Source organism: Advenella sp. FME57, assembly GCF_014897675.1.
In the GTDB taxonomy this organism is placed as follows: domain Bacteria; phylum Pseudomonadota; class Gammaproteobacteria; order Burkholderiales; family Burkholderiaceae_B; genus Advenella.
Window position 1 is genome coordinate 547187 of sequence record NZ_JABUXU010000001.1, and the last position, 19108, is coordinate 566294.

A 19108-nucleotide genomic window follows, 5' to 3' on the forward strand; every position below is an offset into this window, starting at 1 on the left:
TTCTACTTCCTTATTTATCTTCAACCTGGAGAATGGCCAGGAACGCTTCCTGTGGAATTTCCACACTGCCCACCTGTTTCATCCGCTTCTTGCCTGCTTTTTGTTTTTCCAGCAGTTTTTTCTTACGCGAAATATCTCCGCCATAACACTTGGCGAGCACGTTCTTGCGCAGCGCCTTCACGTTTTCACGTGCAATAATTTCCGCACCAATGGCCGCCTGAATCGCAACGTCGAACATCTGGCGCGGGATCAGGCCGCGCATTTTCGATACGACTTCGCGACCGCGATAGCGGGCATTGGCGCGGTGCACGATCATGGACAAAGCATCGACCCGCTCATTATTGATTAGCAGATCGACCCGCACCACGTCGGCAGAACGATACTCCAGAAACTCGTAGTCCATGGACGCATAGCCGCGCGATACGGACTTGAGCCGGTCAAAGAAATCGAGCACGATTTCGGCCAACGGAATTTCATAAACCAGATGCACCTGACGGCCGTGATAGCTCATATTGATCTGGTTGCCGCGCTTGGCAATACACAATGTAATGACCGCACCGACATATTCCTGCGGCATGAACAGCGTCACCGAAACAACAGGCTCGCGGATGTCGGTAATCTGACCGACTTCGGGCATGCGGGACGGACTTTCGATGGTCAGTATTTCGCCATCGTTGCGTTCAACCTCATAGACCACCGTCGGCGCGGTGGTGATGATGTCCATGTCGAACTCACGTTCAAGCCGTTCCTGCACGATTTCCATGTGCAACAGCCCCAGGAAGCCGCAGCGAAAGCCAAAGCCCAGCGCCTGCGAAACCTCGGGTTCGAACATGAGCGAGGAATCGTTCAGGCGCAATTTTTCAAGCGAGTCGCGCAACTGGTCATATTCGCTGCTTTCCACAGGATACAGGCCGGCAAACACCTGCGGCTTGACTTCCTTGAAACCCGGCAGCGGCGTGCTGGCCCGCTTGCCGGCAAGGGTAATGGTGTCGCCTACCTTGGCATCGGCCAATTCCTTGATACCGGCAATGACAAAGCCGACTTCGCCTGCTGAGAGCAACGCGCGTGGTTCTGATTTGGGGGCAAACACACCTAGCTGTTCACACAGGTGGGTTGCACCGGTTGCCATGAACAGAACCTTGTCCTTGGGCCGCAAGACCCCGTTCTTGATCCGCACCAGCATGACCACGCCGACGTAATTGTCGAACCAGGAATCGATAATCAGGGCCTGCAAAGGTTCATCGACGTTACCGACCGGTGGTGGCACTTTGGCCACGATCATTTCCAGAATTTCGTCAATGCCCACGCCGGTCTTGGCACTGGCCTTGATGGCGTCGCTGGCGTCAATACCGATGACGTCTTCGATTTCCTGGCGTGCTTCTTCAGGCTCGGCCGATGGCAGATCCATTTTATTGAGCACCGGTATCACTTCAACACCCAGCTCGATGGCGGTATAACAGTTCGCGACGGTTTGCGCCTCTACCCCCTGGGTGGCATCCACCACCAGCAATGCGCCTTCACAGGCGGATAAAGACCGACTGACCTCATAGGAGAAGTCCACATGTCCCGGCGTATCGATCAGGTTCAGGTTGTAGATTTTGCCATCGCGCGCCTTGTAATGCAGTGCGGCGGTCTGGGCCTTGATCGTGATGCCCCGCTCCCGTTCGATATCCATGGAGTCGAGAACCTGCTTGGACATCTCGCGGTCTGCCAGTCCGCCGCAACGGTGAATAAGGCGGTCCGCGAGTGTGGATTTGCCGTGATCAATATGGGCAATAATCGAGAAATTACGTATATGTTGCATAAAAAGCGCAAAAGTGCAGTGCTGGCGCAGACTCGAAAGAGTACGCACGCCTGTTCCACCACAGTAAGGATGCCAGCGGCATCGGGAATGGTTTGGCTGCAGAGCCTGCACCCGGACTGCGGTCGGGCTCGGACATGTCGCGAGCTGGCCTGTCACAGCGGTTCAGACTCAAAAAAAGGGGCGCATGAAGCGCCCCTTGGCCTGCATATCGTATTGTAGCCTTATTTTGCAGGTGTTACAGGTACCCACTGCGTTAAATTGTCACGCCGTACCAGCAGGGCCGCTGCCTTGCCTTTTTCAAGCTTGCCCACGATTTCGCGGAAATGCTGAACATCCTTCACATCCTGGTTGTTCAGCGCAAGAATCACGTCACCCGGCTGGATGCTGGCTTCCAGCGCGGCACCCTTGACGTCCTTGACCAGGACTCCGCCCCTGATGCGCATGCGGCTTTGCAGCGAAGACGGAACGGGTTCTACCACCAGGCCCAGGCGATCGGCACTGCCTGCATGCTCCTGGGGCTCGTTGCTATTTGCGGTGTCAGACGGCGAGCTTGGTATTTCCGCGATCCTGACCTTCAATGTCTCGTATTTACCACGGCGCCAGACTTCCAGCGAGGAGTCTGATTCGGGTTTGGTCTGTCCTACCAGGCGTGGCAGATCGGACCATTTTTTCACCTCTGAGCCATTGAACTTGGTGATGACATCGCCTGCCTGAACACCGGCCTTGTCAGCGGGGCCACCCTGCTCGACATTGCTGACCAGTGCGCCGGCGGCCTTGGGCAGGCCAATGGCCTTGGCAACCTCTTCGCTTACTTCGCCAATCTGCACGCCAATACGACCACGGGTAACCTTGCCGGTGGTCTTCAGTTGCTCAACCACACGCATGGCTTCGTCGATCGGGATAGACAGGGAAATACCCATGAATCCACCACTTTGTGAGATGATCTGCGAGTTAATGCCCACCACTTCGCCGGACAAATTGATCAGCGGTCCACCGGAATTACCGGGGTTGACCGCAACATCGGTCTGGATAAACGGCAGGTATTCACCCGTATCACGGTTGATGGCGCTCACAATACCGGAAGTCACCGTGGAATCCAGTCCAAAGGGTGAACCAATAGCCAATACCCACTGCCCTTTTTTCAGCGTGTTGGAGTCGCCGATTTTCAGCAAGGGCAGGTTCTCTGCCTGAATCTTAATAAGCGCAATATCGGTACGTTTGTCGGTACCGATCACTTTGGCCTGATATTCCCGGCCATCGTTCATGGTCACCGTGATTTTTGAGGCGCCATCGACCACGTGATTATTGGTCATGATGTAGCCGTCTTTGGAGATAATGAAGCCTGATCCCACGCCGCGCGGTACGCTGCGCTCTTCACCTTCGCCGCGAGGCGAGCGGTCCGATCGTGGGCCACGATCGCGCGGCGGCATGAAATCAGGGCCAAAGAAAAAGCGGAACAGATCCTCGGGGCTGTCGCCCGGGCCAAAGCCCTGTGTCGGACGCGACGATATCTTTTCCATGGTGCGAATGTTGACCACGGCATTTTCGGTTGCCGCCACAATAGAGGTAAAGTCAGGCAGCGCAGTCACGGCGGTCGAGGTCGGCACGGGCGCCGCAGGCGCATTCTGCGCCATGCCGGTATACGGTAGCAACACAGTCGCACTGCCCAGTCCGATCATTGCCGCGACGATAGCGGTCTGTAGCGGTTTTTTGACCTTGTTATTCATGAGTAGCCCTTTTCAGTATTTACTGTTTTGAAACAGGTTGAATGAATTTTGTAGAAACGGCCAGGTCTTTAAGTGTCGCCAGAGGGATCGCGCCGATGGCGGTAAGCCAGTAATCGTCGACCCGCTGACGGAATACATTCATCGAACCAACCCTGGCATCTCCTTGATTATTAAAGGTTTTTTCAGAATCCTTTACTTTCTGGATAAATACCGAGATGGAAGACAGACCGTCTGTAAGTATTAGTTGCTTTACGTTCTCTTTAGTTCCTTTCGGACGAACGATGCTCATGATGGGCGCAAAACCTGCTGGGTACCGGATTCGCCAGCCTTCCAGCGGCAGATCCACCGCCACAGGCTTGTGCTCCACACGCTTCCATTGCGCGTAATCAAATGCAGATTTCAGATTAGCAGTGTCCACGTTGCTGCCCACCGACAGACCCGTGAACGTCACCTGCTCAATCACGGTACCCTGCTCATTCACAGTCTGCGACTTGAGCAACAGCCGGGATTTTTCATCAGCGCAAAACCGATAGCCATAACGGTCCTGAACCCGGGGGTGTACTTCGATCATATCGCAGGGACGACCGGCAACGCGCGTGCTGTCGTTCTGCGCCCGGATTTCGTAATACTTTTCAAGATTGTCGATCGGGCCAAGTAATAACGCAGGAAAACGATCCTTGCGTGGCTTATCCACAATCACCATTTTGCGGGCGGGTATCAGGCTTTCCACAACGTTGTTGTTGCGCAGGTATTCCTGCGCATCGCCGTCGAGCACCTCCAGACGCTCCTTGACGCCTTCGCCGTCAACGACATGCGTTACCCTTGAGGTAATCATGACATTGCCCTGCTGATATAGGAACGTACCGCTGTAGTCGGTGGATTCCGCCGCTTTTTGGATTTGCATAAGTAACTGCACGGGCGTTGCTGCATACGCCGGCAGACAGGGGAAGATGGCCCAGCATACGGCCAGCATGACGCAATGAGAACGTCTGCAAGTAAAAAGCGGCCTGTCCTGTCCGATCACTGCACATCCCCGATTTCATACGAAATTCGGCGAACCGGATAGGCGCCTACCATTTGGCTGTGCGCTGCAACGTAATCGTCAAAGTCGTTCTGCGGAATATCGGCCGGTGCCGCCGATTGGCTGGCGGCAAGCGTTGGCGGCGCAGGTGGTGCAATGTCCCCCTGGAAAGGGTCATTGAACCATACTAGCGCAGCCACGGCCGCTGCAGCGGCAATGCCGGAGGCACCCCAGCGCAGATAGCCACGCGCCGGTGCGGCGTGATGGGTCGGTTCGGCCGCGATCAGCTTGCTTATGCGGGCATTGAACAGATCGGAGGGCTTGATGGCCAGATGCTCGTTGCGCATCACGTCGCCAATCAGATGATAGGCATCCCAGGTCTGGCGACCATAGGGCGTATCGATTCTGGACGCGTCAAAGGCATCGCATTCACCATCCACCATTTCGGAGATGGATTCATTCCAATCGATCGCAGGAGGAGTTCGTGTGTTTTCCATTATATATTCCTTACCAACGGCGATCCATGGCCTGTCCCAGGACAGGTTTGAGCTTCGCCGCGATGGCTTCCCGTGCACGGAATATACGGGAGCGTACCGTACCAACCGGGCAGGCCATAGCCTGTGCTATTTCTTCGTAACTCAGGCCTTCCAGTTCTCTTAGCACAATTGCCATGCGCAGGTCTTCGGGCAATGTTTCGATCGCGTCGTTGACAGTCTGGACGATTTCCTGCGTTACCATGCTCGATTCAGGCGTGGCAATATCTATAAGATTGTCTGAATGAGAAAAAGTTTCACCATCTTTATTTTCCAACGTATCCGGATAGCTCAACTTGCGGTCCGAAGAAGATAGCCAGTTACGGGCGGTATTGATGGCAATCCGGTACAACCAGGTATAAAACGCGCTTTCCCCGCGAAACTGCGGGATCGCGCGATAGGCCTTGATAAACGTTTCCTGCGCGATGTCCTCAACTTCGCTATGACTGCCGATCATGCGGGCCAGCAGCCCCATGATCTTGCGCTGATATTTCAGGACCAACAGGTCAAAGGCCTTTTTGTCACCCTTCTGAACCCGCTGTACCAGCTCCCAGTCAACGTCGCGCTCACTCATATTGCGATCCTTGCGGCGACATCCTGCGCATGTGCCCATTGGGCAGAGTGCACCAGCACACAGAAACGCCGCCAGGCATCAGGCTGCTGGCCAGATGCCCAGACCGTCACGATATCAGGACGAGAATGAGGGAAATAGGGATCGCGCAGTACCAGGGTAAACCACAAAGGTCCCTGCCAGTATTGTTGCAGGATGCGAAGGTCGCCGTCGATGGCGCCCGGCGGCGAGACGCCGCGAAAAAGCCGATAGTGACCGTCGGGCCCGATTTGAACAAAACGTTTGTTACCGGCACGGCGACCAGCCAAATGCCTGCGGCCGGCCAGGGCGAGCAGCGCAAGCAGAACAGCCGCCTGAGGACCAGCAATACAGAGCATGGCTAAGGTTGCCACGACATGATGGCAAACAGTAATGTAACCGGGCTGCCCGACATGGAGTCGAGCCTGCCAGTGCCGGTTCAGTTCGTACTGCAAATCAGACCCGTCTGACAATCATGGACCCGTTGGTGCCGCCAAATCCGAAAGAGTTGGACAGCGCCACATCAATTTTCATTTCGCGAGCGACATTGGCACAGTAGTCCAGATCGCACTCGGGGTCCTGATTAATCAGGTTGATCGTGGGCGGCGATACCTGATGATGCACCGCCAGCGTAGTAAAGACCGCTTCGATGCCGCCTGCAGCGCCCAGCAAATGGCCAGTCATGGATTTGGTCGAATTAACGACCGTTTTATAGGCATGGTCACCCAGCGCCAGCTTGAGCGCCTCGGTCTCGTTCTTGTCGCCCAGTGGCGTTGATGTGCCATGGGCATTGACGTAGTCAACCTGGTCTGCGTTAAACTTGCCGTTCTTCAAGGCATTCAGAACGCCGCGGCGGGGGCCGTCACGATCCGGTGCAGTGATATGATGCGCATCGGAACTCATGCCATAGCCGGCAAATTCACCATAGATGCGGGCGCCACGGGCTTTGGCGTGTTCGTATTCTTCAAGCACCAACACCCCTGCCCCTTCACCCAACACAAAGCCATCACGATCGACATCCCAGGGACGAGAGGCCGTCTGGGGATCGTCGTTACGGGTGGACAGCGCGCGCATGGCAGCAAAACCACCAATACCCAGTGGTGACACCGTGGCTTCGGCGCCACCGGCCAGCATCACATCGGCATCGCCGTATTCGATCAGTCTGGAGGCATCGCCAATGGAGTGCAGACCAGTTGTGCAGGCAGAGACCACCGCATAGGTTGGTCCCTTAAGCCCGAGCATGATGGAAACCTGGCCGGAAATCAGATTGATCAGGGAAGCAGGAACAAAAAATGGGGAAATACGGCGCGGACCTTTTGCAAGGTATTCAGTCTGGGTTTCTTCAATGCGCTGCAACCCGCCGATACCGGAACTGACGATGGCGCCAATGCGATCGGCGTTCTCTTCAGTAACCGTGAGACCCGCATCTTTCCAGGCGTCGACACTGGCAGCAATGCCGTAATGGATAAAGGTATCCATTTGTTTGGCTTCTTTGGCCGACAGATACTGCGTGACGTCGAAATCCTTGACTTCGCCCGCAATCTGCGCACTGAACCCGGAGGCATCAAAGCGTGTGATACGGTCAATGCCGGAACGTCCGTTGACAATATTATCCCAGGCCTGCGGTACTGTATTTCCGACCGGGGATACAATTCCCAGTCCGGTGATGACAACGCGTCTTTTCACGGTTGGCTCCTACCCTATACTGAAGTAAATATGAATCAAAACCCTGAAATAAAAAAAGGGTCTGGAAAAGGTTTATACCGCCCATATCGCAAGGGATATTGACGTGAGCCACTTTCCAAAACCGCTTTTTTTATTGCAACCGGCGGCTCGCGCACGCCGGTTGACTCGCACAAATTAACCTTTGTGAGAGTTGATATAGTCGACTGCCTGCTGAACGGTTGTGATTTTTTCAGCTTCTTCGTCAGGAATTTCTGTTTCGAACTCGTCTTCAAGTGCCATGACCAACTCAACCATGTCCAGTGAATCTGCACCCAGGTCGTCAAGAAATGAAGACTCGTTTTTAATTTCTGCTTCATTTACACCAAGTTGTTCTGCGACGATCTTCTTGACGCGTTGTTCGATGCTATCCATGTAAATCTCCAAAGGGGGAAAATCCCGCTATTTTAGCCAACTACAAACCGATTGCAAAAGGCTTTATGTGAAAAAAATATTTTAGCGAAACTGGTTTCTGAAAACAGTAAAACTAAAACACAGTTTAAAAATAAACAACTGCTCTTTTACGTATCCTGCATTTTAGTAAAATTTCAGCTCTGTATAAGAAAAAGAACCCGACTGCCTCAAATTACCTGCCCTGCTCGCCAGACTAGTGGTGCTCAAGGGCATGACAGGCCCGGATCCTGCGCGAACAAGCGGGCGATCAAGCCAGCCGATCCGCAGGAAAAACAGATTTACTGCATGAACATGCCGCCATTGACATGTACCGTTGTACCCGTAATATACCCTGCTCCAGGCCCTGCCAGAAAAGCAACAGCATTGGCTACGTCGGCAGGTTGGCCCAGGCGGCCCAGGGGAATCTGGCCCAGCAGGGCTGCGGTCTGATCCTCGCCCAGGGCACGCGTCATATCGGTATCGATAAAACCAGGCGCCACGCAGTTAACGGTAATATTACGGCTGCCTAGCTCGCGCGCCAATGCGCGCGTCATTCCTGCCACGCCGGCCTTGGCGGCCGCGTAGTTGGCCTGTCCGGGGTTACCGGCAGATCCCACCACCGATGTCACGTTGATGATGCGGCCGGCGCGCGCTTTCATCATAACCCGCAGAACGCCACGCGAGAGCCGGAATACCGAATCCAGATTGGTGCCGATCACAGCAGACCAGTCGTCGTCTTTCATGCGCATGGCCAGGCCATCGCGTGTAATACCTGCATTATTGACCAGAATATGAGGGCCTCCCTCTTTGCCCAGCTCGGCCAGCAAGGCATCGCAGGCGGCAGCATCTGTCACATTGAGCACCACGCCACGACCCTGATTGCTCGCAAGCATGTCGCTGATGGCCTGCGCGCCTGCTTCAGATGTAGCCGTACCCACAACGGTGGCGCCGCGTTTGGCCAGCTCAAGCGCGATTGCCTTGCCCAGGCCACGGCTGGCCCCGGTGACCAGCGCAATCTGGCCCGTAAGTTCTTTCTGTTCTGACATGCCTGTTCCTTATGCGTTGATTTGAGCGAGCGCAGCATCCAGAGATGTCTGATCATTGACAGATACCGTCACCAGCTCGGGTTCGATACGCTTGATCAGCCCGGCAAGCACCTTGCCAGGACCGCATTCCACCACGTGTGTAACGCCGCGAGCCTTCATGGCCCTGACCGTTTCCACCCAGCGCACCGGGTGCCAGGCCTGACGCACCAGCGCATCGGCGATAGCCTGGGTACTGGTGGCAACTGCAACATCGACGTTGTTGATAATCTCTGCCCTGGGCATATTCAGCGTCAGTTCGCCAAGCGCCTGTTGCAGCACCGCAGCAGCCGGCTCAAGAAGCCGCGAGTGAAATGGCGCGGACACCGGCAGCAGCAGCGCCCGTTTGGCCCCTTTTGCCTTGGCCAGGTCGCAGGCGCGCTGCACCGCGTCCTTGTGCCCGGCAATCACTACCTGGGCCGGTGCGTTAAAATTGACCGCTTCGACAATGGTATCTGTGCTGGCTTCGCTACATACCGCGAGTACGGTCTCGTCATCCAGCCCCAGAATGGCCGCCATGCCGCCCGTACCCACCGGTACAGCGTCCTGCATTGCACTGGCGCGAATGCGCACCAGGCGCACGGCATCTTCAAGCGAGAACGTGCCCGCCGCGGTCAGGGCCGAGTATTCGCCCAGACTGTGTCCGGCCATGATCTCGGGTTGCGAGCCGCCGGCCTGACGCCAGGCATCATACATGGCCACACTGCAGGCCAGCATGACCGGCTGCGTATTGACAGTCAGATTGAGTTCTTCGGCAGGTCCCTGCTCGACAAGGGCGCCCAGATCCTGGCCCAGCGCCGTGGATGCGCGCTGCATGGCAGCGTCGATGGTCGGGTTGCCCGCCCATCCGGCAAGCATGCCGACGGTTTGCGAACCCTGTCCTGGAAATACGAATGCGAGTTTCATTGTTTTCTGTGTTGAAGTGAAAATTCAGATACGGGCAAGAACGGAGCCCCAGGTAAAACCGCCCCCCACGCCTTGCATGAGAACCAGATCACCCTTTTTGATACGACCGTCGCGACGCGCCACATCAAAGGCCAGCGGCACGCTTGCAGCAGAGGTATTGGCGTGTTCGCCCACCGTTGCAACCACTTTTTCGCCGGGGATGCCCAATTTGCGTCCCAGGAAATCAATGATGCGGATATTGGCCTGATGCGGCACCATCCAGTCCAGTTCGCTGATCTGAACGCCTGCTTTCTCGCAGACCTGGCGCGCCGACTTATCCAGAACCGTGACAGCTTTCTTGAACACGGACTGCCCATCCATGCGCAGGAAGGGGTCGCCGGTGACCTGACCATTTTCGATCCGCCCGGCAGTATTCAAAATCGTGTGCAGCGAACCATCGGCATTCAGCTGCGAGGCCAGGATGCCAGGCTCATCGGACGCCGTCAGCACCATGGCGCCGGCGCCATCGCCGAAAAGAACGCAGGTGCCGCGATCGTTCCAGTCCAGAATCCGGGAGAACACTTCGGTACCAATCACCAGTGCATTACGCGCGTTGCCTGCCCGGATAAAGCTGTCGGCGATGGCCAGCGCATATACAAAACCACTGCAGACGGCCTGGACATCAAACGCAGCGCCGCCCTTGTTGCCAAGTTTTGCCTGAATCAGGCAGGCAGTACTGGGGAAAATGAAATCGGGAGTGGACGTCGCGACAATGATCAGATCAAGGTCAGCCGCAGCAATACCGGCATCGGCAAGCGCCTTTTCAGCGGCCAGAAAGCCCAGTTCGCTGGAGGTCACGCCAGGATCGGCCAAATGCCGTTGATGTATACCAGTACGGGTCACAATCCATTCGTCGGACGTTTCAAGACCCCGCTGGGCCATATCTTGAGCAAGCATCGTGTTGGTGACACAGTTGGGGGGTAAATAACTTCCCGTACCCACGATGGTTGAATAAGTCATGTATGGCTCCGAAGACAATTTAAATAAGTAAAGCAGGCAATTTTATAGTTTTTATGACTATTATGCGCTGCTTTCCGTATTTTTTGAGCGAATGAGCTGACTGATCTGCAGCACAGAGCTGGAGGTTTTTTCCAGCAGTTTGCTGGCAACCGCCTCGCGGGCGCGCTCAAGCGCGATGGTGTAAGCGTAGATATCGGCAGAACCGTGACTTTTGATGACAACGCCACGCAGACCAAGCAAGGCCGCACCGTTATGGTTACGCGAATCAACCCGATTGCGAAAGCGGTTCAGAACAGGCCTTGCGAACAGACCAGCGGCCATGGTGAACGGATTGCGCAAGAACTCATCACGAATCATGCTGCCGATCATCTTGGACAAACCTTCAACGGACTTGAGCACAACGTTGCCGACAAAACCGTCGCAGACCACCACATTGGTGGTGCCCTTGAAGATATCGTCGCCTTCGACATTGCCGTAAAAGTTCAGGTTGCTGGCGCGCAGCAACTCGGCCGCTTCCTTGACCACATCATTGCCCTTGATGGCCTCCTGCCCGATATTGAGCAGGCCGATACTGGGATTCTCGATGTGCTCAACCGATTGCGACAATGCCGTGCCCATGATGGCAAATTCAAGCAGATGCTCTGCCGAACAATCCACATTGGCACCCAGATCAAGCACGGTCGTAGTGCCGCCTCGCTGATTGGGAATAGCTGCAGCAATGGCAGGACGATCAATACCATCCATGGTTTTGAGAACGTAGCGGGAAATGGCCATCCAGGCACCGGTATTTCCAGCAGAGACGCAGGCATCGGCACGGTCCTCCTTGACGCAGGTCACCGCGACGCGCATGGAGGAATTTTTTTTCTTGCGCAGCGCCATATCAACCGGATCGTCCATGGTAACCACTTCGGACGCGGCGACAATTTCAAATTGCGCGGGATTGGCCGGACGTGCCTGCTTCAGGGCAGCGGCTACCTGATCAGGTAGACCCACCAATAGAAAACAGGTATCAGGAAACTTTGCGGCGACCTGAACGGCCGCCGGAACGGTGACGGGAAGGCCGTGATCGCCTCCCATACAGTCAATTGCAATTCTGATCACTATAAATAATGTTTCCGTTACGGTAATACACGAGAAACGGCCAGGAACGTATCGGACAACAGCACCGACAGACGGCTTCTTCCCTTACCGGTTAAACAGAGAATTATTCGTCGTTTTTAGTTTTCAGAACTTTGCGGCCACGATATACGCCGTTGGGACTGATGTGGTGACGCAGGTGCAGTTCACCTGTGGTTGGCTCGATCGCTGTCGCTGGTGCGGTCAGAAAATCGTGCGAACGGTGCATACCGCGTTTTGAAGGTGTCTTTTTGTTTTGTTGAACGGCCATGATGACTCCGAAAATAAAACTGCACAACCCGAAAATTATGCAGAAAATAGGTTAAGTTACTGCTTCTTTAAAGCTGCCAACGCCGCAAACGGCGATGGTTTTTTGTCTGCCCCTTCGGGCGTTTCCTGATTGTCATACTGCACGCATGCATAATCATGCCTGGGTATGTAGGGCAGACTCAGAATTAATTCGTCTTCCACCAATTCCAGCACCGATTGACTGGCCTGGGCCAGAATCCGGTCCGGGCCTTCCATATCTGGATCATCGAACTCGGTATCGTCGTCCAGCGACGCCTGGTTGGTTACTACTTCCAGTGGCACGGCACTGTCGACTTCATAGACAAAAGGTTGCATGCAACGCTGGCAGATAAGTATCGGCCGGGCGCTGACTTCCAGATGAAGATAACGTATTCCGTGTTGGGTGCGCTCTCCACGCACAGACCAGCGTACCAGGCCATCTACATCAGCCCCGGCGCCATCAGCATCGCCCGAAGGCAACACCTGCGCTGGCAGTAGATCGCTAATCCGTGAAAATGCCGACAGAGGCGTCTCGCCGCTTTGCTCTGCACCGCGGGAGATAAAATCCAGTACGTCGATCACAGGATGACCGGGTTTCATAAAATAGCCAGATATTGTATTACAGATATCTGCCTGCGGAACATTTTCAAGCGGATTAATCAAATGGGTTATATTACAAACGGTGTATAAATAACAAATATTTATACACCTCAGACTTATAACCCTGATCACACGCCGACCAGGTTCTGGCAAACAAATTCGGTCTTTTCCAGAAATTTCGCTGCGGGTTTTCAGTGCTCACCCACACATTCCCCGGAAAACATAAGATAATAACTTGTTCACCTCCGATAAGTCAATGAAAACCATGTCATTTTCCCCTTCGCGTCTTATTCTCGCGTCATCGTCCGTCTATCGCAAGACCATGCTGCAGCGGCTGGGCCTGCCCTTTGAGGCCATTTCCCCCGGTATAGACGAGTCTGCCCTGCCTGGCGAGGCACCCGAAGCCCTGTCGCAGCGCCTGTCACTGGCCAAGGCGCAGCATGTCGCCGACCAATATCCGGGCAGCGTGGTGATCGGCTCCGATCAGGTTGCCACTCACGACGGCCAGCCGATAGGAAAACCAGGAACACATGAGCGTGCCTTTGCGCAGTTACGCGAGCTGTCCGGGAAAACCGTCGCTTTCCACAGTGCGCTGGCTGTGACCAATGGCACACGCAGCGCCGTTGCCGATGTGGTGACGCGCTGCGTATTCCGCGAGCTGACAGACGAGGAAATCGAGCATTACCTGGCCGTGGAAAAGCCATTTGACACCGCAGGCAGCGCCAAGGCCGAAGGCCTGGGCATCAGCCTGATGCAATCGATGCACAGCGACGACCCGACTGCCATCATCGGGCTGCCCCTGATCGAACTGTCCCGCATGCTGCGCAGTTTCGACCTTAACCCCACTCTTCTGGCTCAATCGTTATGATCAGTACGCTTCACCTGCTTCCTGTCAGCCTGGGCAGCGCTGCCCTGGAACAATGGCTGCCTGCCGGCGCGCAACAGAAGGCTTCCATTCTGAAGACCTATATTGCCGAAAATGCCAAAACCGCCCGCGCATATCTGAAGCAAACCGGCACCGAAGGCGCAATCCAGGACATTACGATTCACACATTGGGTACAAAAACACCCGAAGCGGACATCCGTCGCTGGCTGACCGAGACCCGCGGTGACATCGGTCTGGTATCGGATGCCGGCTGCCCCGCAGTGGCCGACCCCGGCGCGCGCGTCGTGCTGCTGGCCCATCAACTGGGTATTCAGGTCGTGCCGTGGGTAGGCCCCTCATCCATTCTGCTGGGCCTGATGGCCAGCGGCCTGGATGGACAGCGCTTTACGTTTCACGGTTATGTGCCTATTGCGCCAGCCGAACGCAGTAAGCAGCTCAAAGGCTGGGAACAGCTATCGTCCCGCCACAACCAGACGCAATTGTTCATTGAAACCCCGTACCGCAATATGGCCATGTTCGCAACGCTGCTCGAGACCCTGAATCCGGCAACCCGACTGTGCATTGCCCGCGCGCTGACAACGGCAGATGAATGGATCAGAACCGACACCATTGCCGGCTGGAAACGGCGCCCGCAACCGGATCTGGACAAATTTCCGACATTGTTCCTGTTTCTGGCCTAGCGCTGCCACTGCGCCCGTTGAACGCAAGCGCTATTGTTGCAGCGCAGGCATCTGGCGCGCCAGATCTTCTGCAATGGCCACGGTCTGCCTGTCGAGGCGACCGCTGTACTCTGCCGGCCGATAATGCATCTGGAATGCACGAACAACCCGCCGGGTCTGCGAGTCCCATACGCCGCTTTGCACTATCGGGTAACCGATGCGCGCCAGCAACCCCTGAATATACGAGGCATCTGCCAGCGCACGTGCGCTGATCAGCGGGATGCGTTGAGCAACCGCGGCTTCGTCATACCAGCGCCCCAGCCCCTGCAGGGCCAGCTCCCGCCAGGGAAACGCGGGACCAGGGTCACTCTTGCGCAAGGGCGCGATATCGCTATGCGCCACAATATTCCAGGCACTCACGTGATGACGCGACTGGATGTCGCGCAGTAACGCCGCCAGCACTCTGATCTGTGATGATGTGTATGGCGCCCAGCGAGTGCGCGCTACGTCCAGAGGCCCGGCATTGACAATCTCAATACCAATGGACATAGCGTTCAGGTTTGGGTATTCAAACCATTGGCTCAGCCCCGCATGCCAGGCGCGCCGACTTTCGTCGACCAGCGAAAATATCCTGACCGGCTCTTCGGTGATCAAATAATGTGCGCTGACCCGATCCTGGGTAAGCAAGCGCAGGGAGTCGCTGCGATTTTCCGAGGTATAGTGCAGCACAATAAAGCGAACCCGGCTATCCTGGCCGGAAGCGCGCAGCGATGTATCTATGGGCAAGCCCGTGGTGCAGGCGCCTAGCCCCAATGCCGCAGCCGCCAGTAGCAACCAGGCCCGTCTTTGCATGATCCCGCCCTCTTTTTGCGTTAAATCTTCTCTGGCGCAGGCCACAGCCCAGCAGTGCCCGACGAAGCAAAACGTCCCTAGACCGCAGCCGAGCGCCGCCGATTTCGCCATGCCCGCACGATCCGCCAGAGCAGCAACAGAGCCAGCAGCGTACCATACAGAATCGGCTCGGCAAAGTCATTCTTGCCTGCCCGCATCAGCCAGAAATGCACGATACCAAGCACGCCGATGGCATAAATACTCCGGTGCAAACGCGTCCATTTCATTCCCAATCGGCGCATCCAGCCCTGCGTAGACGTTAGCGCCAGGGGCACCATAAGCAAGAATGCCGCCATGCCGACAAAAATGAAGGTGCGATCCAGCACATCCTTGATCATGGACGACAGGTCCATATTGCGATCGAGCACGATCCAGGTCAGCAAATGCAGCACGACATAAAAGAAAGCAAACAGCCCCAGCATGCGCCGCACACGGACCAGTGCCGGCTGATCCAGTATTTGCCGGACAGGTGTGACCGCAAGCGTAAGCAACAACATGGCCAGCGTCCAGAAACCTGAGGAACGGGTAATGAACTCGACGGGATTGGCCGTCAGGCCATCGTTATATCCCAGGTAGAACCAGCGCAAAAAAGGGATCAGGCAGAGCAAAAACAGCACGGGTTTAAAGCGCGCCACCTGGCTGGCCGTCCAGCGCCTGCGCATCAGAGAGGCAGCCCTGGCGCTGGCCGCCGGCGGGGCCGCGCTGGTAGATTCAGACATAAAGAACACCCTGTTGCTCAATAATTGGCACGCAAATCCATTCCGCTGTAAAGTGAGGCGACCTGCTCCCCATAGCCGTTAAATTTCAAGGTTGGCACTTTGGGATCAAAGAAGCCGCCGCCGATCACGCGCTCATGCGACTGGCTCCAGCGTGGGTGCGGGACATCCGGGTTCACATTCGCATAAAAGCCGTACTCAGAGGGGGCAATGGCCACCCAACTGGTTTCGGGCATGGTTTCGGACAGCACGATTTTGACAATGGACTTGCCCGACTTGAAACCGTATTTCCAGGGAACAATAATGCGCAATGGCGCGCCGTTCTGGTTGGGCAGGCGCTTGCCGTAAAGCCCGAAAGTCAGCAGGGTAAGCGGATTCATGGCTTCGTCCATGCGCAGCCCCTCGCGGTAGGGCCACGGGATAATACGATCGCTCAGCCCAGGCATCGCTTCGGGCTGAGTATCGGTCACAAACTGGACAAATTTGGCCTTGCTGGTGGGCTGCACCTGTTTGAGCAGCGCCGATAGCGGATAGCCCACCCACGGAATCACCATAGACCAGGCTTCGACGCACCGCAGCCGGTACACCCGCTCTTCCTGCGGCGCCAGCTTGACCAGCTCATCCAGGTCGAAAGTTCGCGGCTTTTCCACCTCACCACTTATCTGCACCTGCCAGGGCTCTGTGCGCATTTTTCCCGAATAATCGAGCGGGTCGCCCTTGCCAGTCCCGAATTCGTAAAAATTATTGTAAGACGTAATGTCTTTTTCCGTGGTGAGCTTGCGATCGATTTTCGCTGCAGCATATTGCGGGTTCGGTTGCATGCCGGCAATCGCTGGCAACGTATTTGCCGCGCCAGCCACCTGCGGTAGCGTTGCGCCCAGGCCCGCCAGCCCGGTTCCGGCAGCGATGCCGGCCATGTGTTGCATCCACTGCCGCCTGGCTTGCCAGACTGGCTCAGGGGTAATCTGGGAAGACGGAATATGGGGATAGCGCGGGCGTATGGACATGGTTGGCTCCGGTGGCTTGCTGGCGCAAAAAATGACAGCAATAATGATGAATATTGCAACTTGGAAAGTTAGACAGCCATTTTTCGACAATGTTCCAGCAAAAACGATTGTAATTGCGTCGGCGTTTCCGCAATCAGGGTTGGCTTGCTGGCAACCAGCTCTTGTTCACTGTGCGCGCCATACGTGACCGCAATGCTGTCCACACCAGCAGCCTGAGCCATCTGGATGTCATGCGAGGTATCGCCCACCATGACCGCCTGTGCGGCCGGCACCGCCAGTTCCTCCAGAATTTCCTCAAGCATTCTCGGATGTGGCTTGCTGAATGTCTGATCTGCAGTACGGGAGACATCAAAATAATGCCCCAGGTTCATGCCGGTCAATACCCGGTCCAGCCCGACACGGCTTTTACCCGTGGCCACGGCCATCAGCACCCCCTCGGCCTTCAATGCATCGAGCATACCGATAATGCCATCGAACATGCGCAAATCAGGATCCCTGAGCAGGTAATGGATGCGATAGCGCTCAAGGAACCGCGGCAACTGAGACGGCGTCAGATCAGGCACCGCGCGATGCAGCGCCTCATCGAGCGAGAGCCCGATGACCCAACTGGCCTGCGCCACGCCGGGCACAGGCAGTCCCATATCACGACAGGCGGCCTGGATGGCTGCGACAATGGTATGGGTGGAGTCCATGAGGGTTCCATCCCAATCGAAGATGGCAAGTGAATAACGCATTCTATTTTCCATATGGTGAAATTAGGAGGGGAGCGGTGCATTTGAACAACAATAAGCTGAAGTTCCTGCTGTGACGCCGCTTGCGCCAACCACAAAGGCGTCCGCGCTCAGCGGCGGACAGCCAAACGATCGAGCAATTGCCGGCACACGTCGGGCAGCGGCGCAGTCAGCGATAAGGGCTCCTGCGTTACAGGATGCGGGATTTCCAGCGTATGCGCATGCAGGAACATGCGGGCAAACCCCTGCCGGGCAAACGCAATGCGAGTCTCATCATTGCCATATTTTTCATCGCCCACGATAGGAAAACCACTGGCGGCCAGATGCACCCGAATCTGATGGGTACGTCCGGTGCGCAGCTCGGCCTTGACCAGCGTATAGCGGCCAAAACGCGCTTCCTTGCTCACTATCGTATGGGCCGCCTTGCCTTCGGGACGAACCCGCACCCGCCGCTCGCCATCGCGGGTCAGGTATTTTTCCAGGGGTAGCCGTATATGTTGCCGGTCATTAACCCAGTCACCCTCGACCAGGGCAAGATAACACTTGCGCCCGCGGCTCTCTTTGAACATGCCGTGCAACGCGACCAGTGCGGCGCGCTTTTTGGCGATAATCAGCAATCCCGAAGTTTCTTTGTCCAGACGATGGGCCAGTTCCAGGAACCGCGCCTCGGGCCGGGCCGCCCGCATCTGCTCGATAACCCCGAAAGAGACGCCGCTGCCGCCGTGGACCGCGACACCCGACGGTTTATCGATGACAATCAGCGCATCATCCTCGAAAACAATCGGAAACTGGCCTGCCGGCACCACCCGCTTTTCATCGGGCGTGGCCACCCGCAAGGGGGGAATCCGGATTTCATCGCCGTCTTTTACCCGATATTCGGCCTGCACCCGCCCCTTGTTGACGCGAACCTGGCCGCTGCGGATAGCCTTGTAAAGATGGCTTTTGGGCACCCCTTTGCACTCGCGGATGAGAAAATTATCGATGCGCTGACCGTCGGATCCGGCGTCTGCCCGTACCAGCCGAACAGAAAAAGTTGGTTTTTTATCAGAAGTTTGTTTGCACATACTCAAAAGAGCCTTATAATTCGGAGACCACAAAAAGACTGAATTAAAACCGTCCGGCGTTGAGAAACCCGTAGTCCAAGAAACTGCAAGCAGGTCTCCGCCCGTCAGCCAAATACGCATTGTACCGTCCTAACGTCAATCCGCTATCTGTATTTCAGTCTTTTGAGTGACTGGTTTATAAACACTGCGGCGCCTGTCGTATCTGTTATCAACGCGGCAGGCCATACATCATCTGCCCACAGATATCACCGCCATTGTGTTTATAGCGTACAGAATGAACGAAGCGCCCTGGTTTTTATTTTGTCCTGACGGCACCGCAAGGAAACGGCAGGATAAAACACAGAAGAATTCAACAATTGAAATTACTTTACTCT

Annotated in this window: 21 protein-coding genes; 2 read left to right on the forward strand and 19 right to left on the reverse strand. The window is 55.8% G+C overall.

Annotated elements, in window-relative coordinates; genetic code table 11:
- Window positions 1-10: 10 nt before the first annotated feature.
- From lepA to INT32_RS02530, 14 genes are all read right to left on the reverse strand, one after another.
- A complete protein-coding gene (lepA, locus tag INT32_RS02465) occupies window positions 11-1804 on the reverse strand; it encodes a translation elongation factor 4 (protein ID WP_193087124.1) in 1794 nt (597 codons plus the stop codon).
- Between the two features lie 221 nt (window positions 1805-2025).
- A complete protein-coding gene (locus INT32_RS02470) occupies window positions 2026-3531 on the reverse strand; it encodes a DegQ family serine endoprotease (protein ID WP_193087125.1) in 1506 nt (501 codons plus the stop codon).
- Between the two features lie 19 nt (window positions 3532-3550).
- A complete protein-coding gene (locus tag INT32_RS02475; protein WP_226816382.1) occupies window positions 3551-4504 on the reverse strand; it encodes a MucB/RseB C-terminal domain-containing protein in 954 nt (317 codons plus the stop codon).
- A gap of 47 nt (window positions 4505-4551) precedes the next feature.
- Entirely contained in the window at window positions 4552-5049 is a 498-nt protein-coding gene (locus tag INT32_RS02480; RefSeq protein ID WP_193087127.1) for a sigma-E factor negative regulatory protein, read from the reverse strand.
- A gap of 10 nt (window positions 5050-5059) precedes the next feature.
- The gene (gene rpoE, locus INT32_RS02485; protein ID WP_128394475.1) at window positions 5060-5659 is read right to left on the reverse strand and encodes an RNA polymerase sigma factor RpoE; all 600 of its coding nucleotides are present in this window, start codon (window positions 5657-5659) and stop codon (window positions 5060-5062) included.
- Window positions 5656-6033, reverse strand: a complete 378-nt coding sequence (locus INT32_RS02490; RefSeq protein ID WP_193087128.1) for a hypothetical protein — start codon at window positions 6031-6033, stop codon at window positions 5656-5658. The genes rpoE and INT32_RS02490 overlap by 4 nt, the downstream gene beginning before the upstream one ends.
- A gap of 97 nt (window positions 6034-6130) precedes the next feature.
- On the reverse strand, window positions 6131-7360 hold the full coding sequence (fabF, locus tag INT32_RS02495) for a beta-ketoacyl-ACP synthase II (RefSeq protein WP_193087129.1): 1230 nt from the start codon (window positions 7358-7360) through the stop codon (window positions 6131-6133).
- Between the two features lie 174 nt (window positions 7361-7534).
- Window positions 7535-7771, reverse strand: a complete 237-nt coding sequence (gene acpP / locus INT32_RS02500; RefSeq protein WP_014750355.1) for an acyl carrier protein — start codon at window positions 7769-7771, stop codon at window positions 7535-7537.
- 317 nt (window positions 7772-8088) lie between these two features.
- Complete coding sequence (fabG, locus tag INT32_RS02505; RefSeq protein ID WP_193087130.1) at window positions 8089-8835, reverse strand: 3-oxoacyl-ACP reductase FabG; 747 nt, start codon at window positions 8833-8835, stop codon at window positions 8089-8091.
- A gap of 9 nt (window positions 8836-8844) precedes the next feature.
- Complete coding sequence (gene fabD / locus INT32_RS02510; RefSeq protein ID WP_193087131.1) at window positions 8845-9777, reverse strand: ACP S-malonyltransferase; 933 nt, start codon at window positions 9775-9777, stop codon at window positions 8845-8847.
- A gap of 24 nt (window positions 9778-9801) precedes the next feature.
- Window positions 9802-10776 (reverse strand): beta-ketoacyl-ACP synthase III, encoded by a 975-nt coding sequence (locus INT32_RS02515; protein ID WP_193087132.1) that lies wholly within the window; start codon window positions 10774-10776, stop codon window positions 9802-9804.
- Between the two features lie 60 nt (window positions 10777-10836).
- Entirely contained in the window at window positions 10837-11877 is a 1041-nt protein-coding gene (plsX, locus tag INT32_RS02520) for a phosphate acyltransferase PlsX (protein ID WP_193087133.1), read from the reverse strand.
- A 103-nt stretch (window positions 11878-11980) separates the two neighbouring features.
- Window positions 11981-12163: a 50S ribosomal protein L32 gene (gene rpmF / locus INT32_RS02525; protein WP_014750352.1), complete on the reverse strand. Its 183-nt coding sequence runs from the start codon at window positions 12161-12163 to the stop codon at window positions 11981-11983.
- 56 nt (window positions 12164-12219) lie between these two features.
- Window positions 12220-12780 carry a DUF177 domain-containing protein gene (locus INT32_RS02530; RefSeq protein WP_193087134.1) on the reverse strand — a complete coding sequence of 187 codons (561 nt, stop codon included), beginning with the start codon at window positions 12778-12780 and terminating at the stop codon, window positions 12220-12222.
- A 265-nt stretch (window positions 12781-13045) separates the two neighbouring features.
- On the opposite strand from INT32_RS02530, the gene INT32_RS02535 reads away from it, so the two are divergent.
- Window positions 13046-13648 (forward strand): Maf family nucleotide pyrophosphatase, encoded by a 603-nt coding sequence (locus INT32_RS02535; RefSeq protein WP_193087135.1) that lies wholly within the window; start codon window positions 13046-13048, stop codon window positions 13646-13648.
- Entirely contained in the window at window positions 13645-14346 is a 702-nt protein-coding gene (locus INT32_RS02540) for an SAM-dependent methyltransferase (protein ID WP_193087136.1), read from the forward strand. Before INT32_RS02535 ends, INT32_RS02540 begins: the two co-directional genes overlap by 4 nt.
- Window positions 14347-14376: 30 nt before the next feature.
- On the opposite strand, the gene INT32_RS02545 is transcribed toward INT32_RS02540, so the two are convergent.
- From INT32_RS02545 to INT32_RS02565, 5 genes are all read right to left on the reverse strand, one after another.
- Window positions 14377-15177 carry an N-acetylmuramoyl-L-alanine amidase gene (locus INT32_RS02545; protein WP_193087137.1) on the reverse strand — a complete coding sequence of 267 codons (801 nt, stop codon included), beginning with the start codon at window positions 15175-15177 and terminating at the stop codon, window positions 14377-14379.
- Between the two features lie 77 nt (window positions 15178-15254).
- A complete protein-coding gene (locus INT32_RS02550; protein ID WP_370540152.1) occupies window positions 15255-15935 on the reverse strand; it encodes a sulfite oxidase heme-binding subunit YedZ in 681 nt (226 codons plus the stop codon).
- A 17-nt stretch (window positions 15936-15952) separates the two neighbouring features.
- Window positions 15953-16939, reverse strand: a complete 987-nt coding sequence (gene msrP, locus INT32_RS02555) for a protein-methionine-sulfoxide reductase catalytic subunit MsrP (protein WP_193087138.1) — start codon at window positions 16937-16939, stop codon at window positions 15953-15955.
- A 68-nt stretch (window positions 16940-17007) separates the two neighbouring features.
- Window positions 17008-17673: an HAD-IA family hydrolase gene (locus INT32_RS02560; RefSeq protein WP_193087139.1), complete on the reverse strand. Its 666-nt coding sequence runs from the start codon at window positions 17671-17673 to the stop codon at window positions 17008-17010.
- Between the two features lie 107 nt (window positions 17674-17780).
- Window positions 17781-18734 carry an RluA family pseudouridine synthase gene (locus INT32_RS02565; RefSeq protein WP_193087140.1) on the reverse strand — a complete coding sequence of 318 codons (954 nt, stop codon included), beginning with the start codon at window positions 18732-18734 and terminating at the stop codon, window positions 17781-17783.
- Between the last annotated feature and the right edge of the window lie 374 nt (window positions 18735-19108).

What these genes read in the sequence shown, in the direction of transcription:
- lepA (WP_193087124.1), bottom strand. Translation starts at nt 1,804, where the DNA reads ATGCAACATATACGTAATTTCTCGATTATTGCCCATATTGATCACGGC.
- INT32_RS02470 (WP_193087125.1), bottom strand. Translation starts at nt 3,531, where the DNA reads ATGAATAACAAGGTCAAAAAACCGCTACAGACCGCTATCGTCGCGGCA.
- INT32_RS02475 (WP_226816382.1), bottom strand. Translation starts at nt 4,504, where the DNA reads ATGCTGGCCGTATGCTGGGCCATCTTCCCCTGTCTGCCGGCGTATGCA.
- INT32_RS02480 (WP_193087127.1), bottom strand. Translation starts at nt 5,049, where the DNA reads ATGGAAAACACACGAACTCCTCCTGCGATCGATTGGAATGAATCCATC.
- rpoE (WP_128394475.1), bottom strand. Translation starts at nt 5,659, where the DNA reads ATGAGTGAGCGCGACGTTGACTGGGAGCTGGTACAGCGGGTTCAGAAG.
- INT32_RS02490 (WP_193087128.1), bottom strand. Translation starts at nt 6,033, where the DNA reads ATGCTCTGTATTGCTGGTCCTCAGGCGGCTGTTCTGCTTGCGCTGCTC.
- acpP (WP_014750355.1), bottom strand. Translation starts at nt 7,771, where the DNA reads ATGGATAGCATCGAACAACGCGTCAAGAAGATCGTCGCAGAACAACTT.
- fabG (WP_193087130.1), bottom strand. Translation starts at nt 8,835, where the DNA reads ATGTCAGAACAGAAAGAACTTACGGGCCAGATTGCGCTGGTCACCGGG.
- fabD (WP_193087131.1), bottom strand. Translation starts at nt 9,777, where the DNA reads ATGAAACTCGCATTCGTATTTCCAGGACAGGGTTCGCAAACCGTCGGC.
- INT32_RS02515 (WP_193087132.1), bottom strand. Translation starts at nt 10,776, where the DNA reads ATGACTTATTCAACCATCGTGGGTACGGGAAGTTATTTACCCCCCAAC.
- rpmF (WP_014750352.1), bottom strand. Translation starts at nt 12,163, where the DNA reads ATGGCCGTTCAACAAAACAAAAAGACACCTTCAAAACGCGGTATGCAC.
- INT32_RS02530 (WP_193087134.1), bottom strand. Translation starts at nt 12,780, where the DNA reads ATGAAACCCGGTCATCCTGTGATCGACGTACTGGATTTTATCTCCCGC.
- INT32_RS02535 (WP_193087135.1), top strand. Translation starts at nt 13,046, where the DNA reads ATGTCATTTTCCCCTTCGCGTCTTATTCTCGCGTCATCGTCCGTCTAT.
- INT32_RS02540 (WP_193087136.1), top strand. Translation starts at nt 13,645, where the DNA reads ATGATCAGTACGCTTCACCTGCTTCCTGTCAGCCTGGGCAGCGCTGCC.
- INT32_RS02545 (WP_193087137.1), bottom strand. Translation starts at nt 15,177, where the DNA reads ATGCAAAGACGGGCCTGGTTGCTACTGGCGGCTGCGGCATTGGGGCTA.
- INT32_RS02550 (WP_370540152.1), bottom strand. Translation starts at nt 15,935, where the DNA reads ATGTCTGAATCTACCAGCGCGGCCCCGCCGGCGGCCAGCGCCAGGGCT.
- msrP (WP_193087138.1), bottom strand. Translation starts at nt 16,939, where the DNA reads ATGTCCATACGCCCGCGCTATCCCCATATTCCGTCTTCCCAGATTACC.
- INT32_RS02560 (WP_193087139.1), bottom strand. Translation starts at nt 17,673, where the DNA reads ATGCGTTATTCACTTGCCATCTTCGATTGGGATGGAACCCTCATGGAC.
- INT32_RS02565 (WP_193087140.1), bottom strand. Translation starts at nt 18,734, where the DNA reads ATGTGCAAACAAACTTCTGATAAAAAACCAACTTTTTCTGTTCGGCTG.